The sequence below is a fragment of the Archaeoglobus sp. genome (assembly GCF_017656475.1).
Classification (GTDB): Archaea; Halobacteriota; Archaeoglobi; order Archaeoglobales; family Archaeoglobaceae; genus Archaeoglobus.
Map to the genome: position 1 here is coordinate 64,636 of NZ_JACDNT010000007.1, position 8,383 is coordinate 73,018.

Below are 8,383 nucleotides of genomic sequence, written 5' to 3' on the forward strand. Positions count from 1 at the left end.
ATCCCCTCAGCCCTCTACAAACTCAAGCAGCACACCATGCGTGCTTTTTGGATGCACGAAAGCGACCTTCTTCCCGCCTGCTCCGATTCTCGGTTTCTCGTCAATCAGCCTTAATCCTGCCTCCTTAGCCTTCTTCAACGCCTCTTCTATGTTCTCAACGTTAATTGCGATGTGGTGAATCCCCTCACCCCTCGATGAGATGAATTTGGCAATTGCACTGTCTTCAGAAGTTGCCTCCAGAAGCTCAATCCTGCTCTCTCCAACAGGAAGCATGGCAACCCTGACCTTCTGCTCTGCAACCTCCTCTATTTCCTCAACCTCAAACCCCAAAGCTTCGTAAGTTTTCGTAGCCTCATCGAGGCTCTTTACGGCAATACCCACATGGTCGATCTTCCTTATCAAGCTATCACCTCTTCAGCTTGGGCACCTCCGCCCTGATAAACTCGATTATCTCGCTCAGCGGAGTGCCAGGGCCGAAAACCTTTGCAACACCCATTTCCTTTAGCTTTGGCACGTCCTCTTCGGGAACTATTCCGCCAAGCAACACCAATACATCCCTGTTGGGCTCCAGTCCCCTTTTTCTAAGCTCCTCAATAACCATAGGCGTGAGTTCAAGATGTGCTCCGCTCAAAATGCTCAAACCAACTACATCAGCATCTTCCTGCAGTGCAGTTTCTGCAATTTCCTCTGGAGTCCTCCTTATGCCGGTGTAGATAACTTCAAAGCCCGCATCTCTCAGAGCTCTGGCAACAACCTTTGCCCCTCTGTCGTGTCCATCCAAGCCGGGCTTTGCAACAATAACCCTGATTTTTCTCGTAAGCTGTGCCTCCAAAATCCTCACCCCGAAAGGGAGTAGTTGTTATATAAGTTTAAATTTTTCGGATTTATTCAGGGAAAATACTTTGTAATCGTCAAAAGACAATTCTGAAAGAAAAAGAGGAAATCAGACTTCGACAAAAATCACACTGCTTGTGGTCTCCAGCATCTCCACTTCCCTGCCCTCAATGCTCTTCTCCGTAACAGCATCAAACCACTCTGCCTTCACTTCAACGCTTGCACCATCAAGATTTATCTGAATCGTTCCCTCCTTCAGCAACTTTTCTTTGTCTTCATCGCTGAGCGACTCGACAGCCTTGATAAGCTGCTTCGCCTTGTCCCTGAACATCGGGCCTATGACTGCAAACTTGGGCTTCAGGGCCTTGACTCTCTCCCCAACCTCGGGCATCTCCTCAACCAGTTCGACCTCGGCATTCGTCGCTCCCGCAATGTCCCTGACATCCAATCCATCCAGCTTGGAGTAGACTATCAACCTCTTCAGTGGAGCGTTAAGGGCAAGTCCTTTGCCATGCTTGAATTTCCTAACAGCTGCTACAATCTCCTTTATCTCCTCTCCAGCCCTTTCAGCCTTGTCATCCAGAAACTCTTCCTCAACCACCGGATAGCTCTGCGTGTGAACACTCCCCTCCTTAAAGTGACTCCAGCACTCCTCAGCGAGGAAGGGTGTGATCGGAGCCAGCAGCCTCGTCAGCACATCGAGAGCATAGTAAAGAACGAACTTTGCAGCCCTCTTTTCCTCTTCACTGCCTGAGTAAAGCCTGTTCTTCACGATTTCAAGGTAGTTGTCCGCATACTCGTACCACGTGAACGTTCTTATCGCCTTAATTGCCTCATCAAACCTGTAATCGTCCATGTGCTTTCTAACCTCTCCAACAAGCCTGTTCAGCTTCGAGAGAATCCATCTGTCCGCATCTCTCAGATACTTCTTGTCCTCTTCACTCGGCTTGTAGTCTGCGATGTGCATCAGCGTGAACCTGGTTATGCTCCAGAACTTCTGCTGGAATCTGCTCGCAGCTACGATATCCTTCCAGCTAAAGATGACGTCATCTCCAATTACTCCGCTCGCCGCCCACTGCCTTAGAGCGTCAACTCCGTACTTCTCAACGACTTCTTCCGGCACTATCACATTCCCGAGGCTCTTGCTCATCTTCCTGCCATCCTCTCCGAAGACCATTCCGTTTATGACTATCTCATACCACGGAATCTGGTTTTCCAGGGCAAGGGACCTCAGAATCGTGTAGAAAGCCCACGTCCTTATGATGTCGTGCCCCTGTGGACGGAGATGAGTAGGATACTCCTTCAGCTCAGGCCATCCGCATATAACGAGCGGAGTTATGCTCGAATCCATCCATGTGTCGAGCACATCAGTCTCCCCTCTGAACTCGGTCGAACCGCACTTTGGACAAGGCTCAGGAGGTTGCGTAGCGGTTGGATCGACAGGCAACCACTCCTCCTTGGCAACCACTATCTCTCCGCAGTTCTTGCAGTACCATGCTGGTATGGGTGTGGCAAAAATTCTCTGCCTGCTTATAACCCAATCCCACTCCATTGAATTAACCCAGCTCTCCAGCCTTGAGTACATGTGCTCCGGAACCCACTTTATCTTTCTAGCAGCTTCAAGAATCTTCTCCTTCTCCACCTTAACGAACCACTGCTCAGCCGGGATTATCTCCACCGGAGTTTTGCACCTCCAGCAGGAGCCAACGTTGTGGTCGATCTCAACCTGTTTCAGCAATTTTCCTTCCCTCTCCAAGTCCTCTAGAATTGCTTCTCTAGCCTCCGGAATTGTCATTCCGGCATACTTACCTGCCTTTTCGTTCAGCCTTCCATCCCTGCCAACGATGTTTCTAAGCTCAAGCTTGTGCTTCTTCCACCACTTCACGTCCTGCCTGTCTCCGAATGTACAGATCATCACCACTCCAGTTCCAAATTCGGGATCCACCTCCTCGTCGGCAATTACTTCCACTTCATAGTCAGTGGTGGGAACCTTTACCTTCTTCCCGACAAGATGCTTATTCCTCTCATCTTCAGGATGGACGGCGATTGCAACACACGCGGGGATTAGCTCAGGGCGAGTGGTGGCGATTATCACGTCATCGTCAAACTTTATGTAGTTCAGCTTCGTCTTTCCCTGCCTGTACTCGATCTCAGCCAAAGCGATGGTTGTTTCGCAGCGGGGGCAGAAAACGACAGGATGGTAATCCCTGTAAATCAGCCCCTTGTTGTACATTCTCACGAATGAAAGCTGAGTTTTCGAGAAGTATTCTGGATACATTGTTATGTACTCCTTGCTCCAGTCAATGCTGTAGCCCATTCTCCTTGCCGTCTCCCTCATTTTGGCTATGTTCTTCTCCGTAAACTCAACGCATAGCCTTCTGAATTCTTCTCTTGGCACGTCACCCTTCTTTATCCCGTAGGTCTCTTCTACTTTAACCTCCGTCGGCAGACCATGGCAGTCCCAGCCCTGCGGGAACATGACTTCGTAGCCGTTCATCCTCTTGTATCTCGCGATAAAGTCGATTATGCACCAGTTCAGAGCGTGGCCGATGTGAAAAGAGCCTGTGGGATAAGGAGGAGGTGTATCGATTATGTAGTGGGGTTTTTCAGAATTCCAGTCGAAGTAGTACATCTCGTCCTTCCACAGCTTTAACCACTTCTCCTCGACCTCATGAGCATCGTAGTCCTTCCTGATTTCTTTTCCCATGTGCCCACCTCCAAAACCTGAAATATAACTTTTTGCTCAACACTCACATCGAATCTGTCTGTCGATTTTCACAGCACGATTTCTCAGAACACCTATTTTCTCGATCTCAACCTCCACAACATCCCCATCCTTAAGCATCCCAACCCCGGCAGGTGTGCCAGTGGCAATAACATCTCCAGCTTTGAGCGTCATCACCGACGAAACGAAGGAAACAAGCTGGAAAACGTCGAAAATCAGGTTCGAGGTGTTCGACTTCTGCACGACCTTTCCATTTACTCTCGTCTGAATTCCGAGCTTTGAAGGATCATCGATTTCCGCAATATACGGGCCAATGGGAGCGAAAGTGTCAAAGCTCTTTGCCCTCGTCCACTGCCCATCCTTGGCCTGCAAATCTCTCGCGGTAACGTCGTTGAAGCATGTGTAGCCCAGAATGTAATCTCCAGCCTGCGTTTCTGGCACGTTTTTACAATCTTCTGCAATAACTACTGCAAGTTCACCCTCATAGTCGACTCTCTGCGAGATGTGGGGGAGGATTATGCAGTCATCGTGTCCTATAACAGCGGTAGATGGCTTCATGAAAAGGATTGGCTCTTCTGGAACGGGCATGTTTAGCTCTTCAGCATGATCTATGTAGTTAAGCCCTACAGCGATAATCTTGGACGGAATGACGGGTGGGAGGAACTTTACAGCTGACAATGGCACCTCGTAGCCATCGAAAAAGATTAGGTCGCCATCAATCTCAAAACTCCCTTCATAAATCCTTCCGTTCGCCACGAATCGTCCCAGCATGATGTCACCTGGTAAAATTTAGAGGTAACTCTTAAAACCTTTGCTTTCTACGCCAAACATGCTCCTCATAAAAACGCAGAGGGGGATGGAGTACGTAGCAGCCTCACACATAAAAGATGCAATCGGCGATGTTGAGATCGAGATTAGACCCTCAGGCTTTTTGGGTTTGCTTATAGTTCACTGCGATGAAAGTTTGAAGGAGAAGCTGGAAGAAATTCCCGAAATCGAAACTATAATTCCTGTACTGACAGAATGCGAGGCAAAGCTTGACAAGATAATTTCGAAAGCTGAGATGGTGGCTGAGAAGATCAAGGGAGCGAAAACCTTCGCAATAAGGACTAAGAGGAGGGGGACGCACGACTTCACAAGCCTTGACGTTAACCTTGATCTTGGGGACAGAATCAGGGAGCTTACGGGCTGTGAGGTTGACCTCAATTTCCCAGATAAGGCTATTTACGTGGAGATTATCGGGAAAAGGGCCTTCATCGGGGTGATTGATGGCAGCAAGGAGAGGAAGAAGTATACTCCAGAAAAGGTTGACTCAAGAAAGCTGTTCGGAAAAATCAGCTTCGTTCAGATGCCCTACCTTGAGGACACAAAAGCTGCTCTGGAGATAGGGGAAAGAATTGGAAGGGCTGCACAGGCTTTCGAGATAAAGGAGCTCATCATAGCCCCCCATGACTACGTAAACGCCTTTGAACTTGAGTACTTCATAAAGGGGGTAAGGATGGGACAGGTTGCGAGGTACAAAATTCAGGAGAGGGCTTATGCGAGAGAAGTGCAGAAGGTGCCTGTTTACGTCAGGGACATCTATCAGGCAGCGAGGGACAAGAGGAGAAAGAGAAATGTTTTGATTATCACGGATCCAACAGGAAAGCAGATTTCGGACGTTAAGGAGGATCTTGTGAGGAGAATGAAGTTCGCCGACGAGATTGTTGTTTTTGCGGGTAGCAGGGTTGGAATTCCCAAGGGACTTTTCAGGCTCGCAGACTTCGTAATCGATCTTGCCCCCTACATAACCTTCGCAACAGAGCAGACAATACCTGTTACGCTTTCCGCTCTGCTCACAGTTTTTGAAGAGGATGAGGAGGAGTGGAATAAAAATGAATAGGGTTAAATTTTCCTGAAGTCCCTGTAGTCCACGAAGAACTCATTAACCCTCACTTCCGGGATGATTCCGTTCTCGAATAGCGGTGCCATCATGTTTAAACCCGCACTCACAACCAGTCTCGCTCTGTTTGCCGTAGGAAGTCCAAAAATTCTGTCTGCAGGATGCAGAATTTTAATCACACCCCTCAAACCTTTGCTTTCTGCAATTTCCAATTCCCTCCTTGCAATGTCCATTGCATACCTGCTGAAAGACCTTATTGCAACTATAATCTCCCCTCTACCACTTTTACACGCAGAATATACAGAAGTTAGACCTGCCCTCAGCAGTAGAAGTCCGGGGCTTAAAGTGGTACCAAAGTAACTAATAAGCTCTGTCAATCCTCTGGCCTCTTTGTTCTCAACACTCATAAGTCCTGCAAATTCAGGATTGGTGTTAACACCCGCAGTCTTTAATATGACGTCGTAAATTGTGTTGGAAATCACTCCCAAGGCAAAGGAGTTTTCGGGGACATAATAACCACCGAGAGACTCACCCTCGTCAGAAATAAAGATGCGATCTGAGATTAACAGAGGAAATGAAGCGCACTCTTCAACTATTTCCATAACCTTGTCAAAAAACGATTTGTCAACAAAAGCGAAGTTCGTGGGCACAAGCCCGGAGAGAGTGTAGAGGTTAAAATTGGAGAGATAAACGTTGTATTCTATCCTCTCCGAAAACTCCCCCAGCCTCTCGAATGCACTTCTTCTTTTAAGCTCCATTTCACCTCTTTCCGTGAGCTCAGACTTTCCGTTACTATTTTTCCTAACCAGCCCCCTCTCTTCAAGTTTTTTCAGGTGATACCTCACAGTCCTCGCTCTGATGTTGTAACCTCTTTTTCTCAACTCCAATTCAATTTCCTTAGAACTCAAAGCTCCTGTTTCCTCCAACACGCGGAGGATTTCATCTTCAACCATCTAAAAATTAAGAGAAAATTAAAGTTTAAATCTATTTCTCATTGTCTTTGATTTTAGAGAAGTGGCAAACTCATAATATCGCGTGTAAGTCTAATGACACAACTCGTCTCATGTAGGTCCTGAAAAGAAAACTAATATGTGTGTTAGAAGGTTTCGCTATCTTCAATCCTAAATACGACAAAATAAATCTCTCGAAGACCAGTGGCTAAAATGAATCAAAAGCTGAATCAGAACGGCGACTCTAGATTTTTCGCATTTATGGTCATAAAATGGTCCTATGGGGCGTCCAAACATGAATAAGGTGCCTGTGAGAGTGACCATAAACAAGGATGTTCTGGAGGCTGCGAGGGAATACATTCCAAATCTCAGCCACTTCTTCGAAACCAAGCTTGTGGAGTTGCTGCATTCGATAAATCACCCGATTACAAAGAAAAACGGCATGGACCGGTGGGGATTTGAACCCCAGGCCTTCGCCATGCCAAGGTTTGGAGGTATCTGGTAGCTCTGTAAGAGTAAAGAAATCCGTAGCTAAGGAATATATCGAATACCGACGCTCACGAATTAAATCTGATAGAGCTATATATTGGATTGAAAAATCAATCTATGATTATCTAAACTTCAGCGATTACGAAATCACCAGAGACAAACTCATGAAGTTTCAGAATTGGTATAAATCGAAATACGGCTTTGAATCTCAAGCAAAATACCACTCCAACCTTAGAAACTTCCTGGAATGGCTGTATAAGAAGACCGGAAACCCGTACTTCAGGGAACTCAAGGAGGTCTTTGAACCCCCAAAGAAGGACTCCAAGAAACTCAACCCGATCCTCATAAGAGAGCCTGACATCCACAACCTGATTAAGGCAGTCTCGGAGAAAGACCCAACACCCTATCTCAAACTCAAACACATCTCTGGGATACTCTTCGCAGCCTACACAGGACAGAGGCCGGACTCAACCATATCCAAGATAACCGTTGATGAGATTAAAGAGGCCATCCAGAGAGATCCACCCCTCCTGTGGATTCCCGAAGAAAAAGATAAGGAGAGATTCCCCCATTGGATTCCCATCCATCCAGTTCTAAGGGATTGGCTGGAGGTTTACGTGAAAGTCTATGATCCCACCTTAGAGAAGGAGCAGAGCAGAGGAATAGCCTTCAGTTACTACAGCATGAGAAAACTCTTTGACAGGCTGAACATTAAGGCCATCCACACCGGGAGAAAGATCACCTACTCCCACCTTAGGAAGTTCTTCGAGCAGATGTGCAACAACGTTCTGGTGGTCCATCCAGGGCTGAGAGACTACATCATGGCCCACAACACAGGAAGTCTTGATGTTCAGTCCTATGATGGGAAACTTCCCTCGGAAATCTATGATCAATATATGGCAGCCTGGGGGAATGTTAACCCTATATCAGAGGGTGTGGACCTCAAGGATCTCATCAAAGATCTCGAGGGATCCGAACCATCACCATGACAGAAAAGCCATCTGATTTGAGCTTTCGGCCAGAACTCCAATCTCAACCCTGTTTAATCTCAGCCTCTCTGCCAAAGAATTTTCACCTTGGCCATAGTCAACTATACCCCTCAACCGCAAATGCCGTCAGAGAAAAAAATAATGAATCGAATAAAAATCACTGTCCACGCTGTAGTCATGAACTACGTGGTCACGAATCCTGTAGGATCTTTACCCAACCTTTGGTCTCCACACACCACCTGGCGATATCCCCCACCTCTTTTTTCGAAAGGAACTCCTTCTGAAACGCCAGAACAAAGAAGTCTCTCTTTGGCTTCTAATATTATAATTCTGTCTTCAATACCCATTTTTAAAAAATTCAAGACCATACCCTCTTTTAAAGAGCAGAAAAAAGGCCTTAAAAGAAGCCCATCTCGGCCATACTGCCATCCCGTGAATGCGATTCCCGGACAGTATTCAATTATGGTTCTGAGCAAAACTATTTATACCAAAAATAACAGACCAGCTGCATGGG

The 8,383-nt window shown here is 46.9% G+C and carries 9 protein-coding genes; 4 read left to right on the forward strand and 5 right to left on the reverse strand.

Annotation, left to right across the window (positions count from 1 at the left end; all coding sequences use genetic code 11):
• Positions 1–6: 6 nt before the first annotated feature.
• The 4 genes from mce to H0Z19_RS03550 form a co-directional block, all read right to left on the reverse strand.
• Entirely contained in the window at positions 7–402 is a 396-nt protein-coding gene (gene mce / locus H0Z19_RS03535) for a methylmalonyl-CoA epimerase (RefSeq protein ID WP_290723896.1), read from the reverse strand.
• A gap of 4 nt (positions 403–406) precedes the next feature.
• Positions 407–841: a cobalamin-dependent protein gene (locus tag H0Z19_RS03540; protein WP_290723898.1), complete on the reverse strand. Its 435-nt coding sequence runs from the start codon at positions 839–841 to the stop codon at positions 407–409.
• 102 nt (positions 842–943) lie between these two features.
• On the reverse strand, positions 944–3,541 hold the full coding sequence (gene valS / locus H0Z19_RS03545; protein ID WP_290723900.1) for a valine--tRNA ligase: 2,598 nt from the start codon (positions 3,539–3,541) through the stop codon (positions 944–946).
• Between the two features lie 36 nt (positions 3,542–3,577).
• Positions 3,578–4,330, reverse strand: a complete 753-nt coding sequence (locus H0Z19_RS03550; RefSeq protein ID WP_290723902.1) for a fumarylacetoacetate hydrolase family protein — start codon at positions 4,328–4,330, stop codon at positions 3,578–3,580.
• Positions 4,331–4,388: 58 nt separating this feature from the next.
• On the opposite strand from H0Z19_RS03550, the gene H0Z19_RS03555 reads away from it, so the two are divergent.
• Positions 4,389–5,441, forward strand: a complete 1,053-nt coding sequence (locus tag H0Z19_RS03555; protein WP_290723904.1) for an SPOUT family RNA methylase — start codon at positions 4,389–4,391, stop codon at positions 5,439–5,441.
• Between the two features lie 2 nt (positions 5,442–5,443).
• Here the strand turns inward: H0Z19_RS03555 and H0Z19_RS03560 are convergent, their stop codons facing one another.
• The gene (locus H0Z19_RS03560) at positions 5,444–6,394 is read right to left on the reverse strand and encodes a DUF128 domain-containing protein (RefSeq protein ID WP_290723905.1); all 951 of its coding nucleotides are present in this window, start codon (positions 6,392–6,394) and stop codon (positions 5,444–5,446) included.
• Between the two features lie 292 nt (positions 6,395–6,686).
• On the opposite strand from H0Z19_RS03560, the gene H0Z19_RS03565 reads away from it, so the two are divergent.
• The 3 genes from H0Z19_RS03565 to H0Z19_RS03575 all read left to right on the forward strand — a co-directional run.
• Complete coding sequence (locus H0Z19_RS03565; RefSeq protein ID WP_290723906.1) at positions 6,687–6,896, forward strand: type II toxin-antitoxin system CcdA family antitoxin; 210 nt, start codon at positions 6,687–6,689, stop codon at positions 6,894–6,896.
• A 148-nt stretch (positions 6,897–7,044) separates the two neighbouring features.
• Positions 7,045–7,869 (forward strand): hypothetical protein, encoded by an 825-nt coding sequence (locus H0Z19_RS03570; RefSeq protein ID WP_290723908.1) that lies wholly within the window; start codon positions 7,045–7,047, stop codon positions 7,867–7,869.
• A gap of 177 nt (positions 7,870–8,046) precedes the next feature.
• On the forward strand, positions 8,047–8,383 hold a 337-nt coding region (locus H0Z19_RS03575), incomplete at its 3' end, for a hypothetical protein (protein ID WP_290723910.1).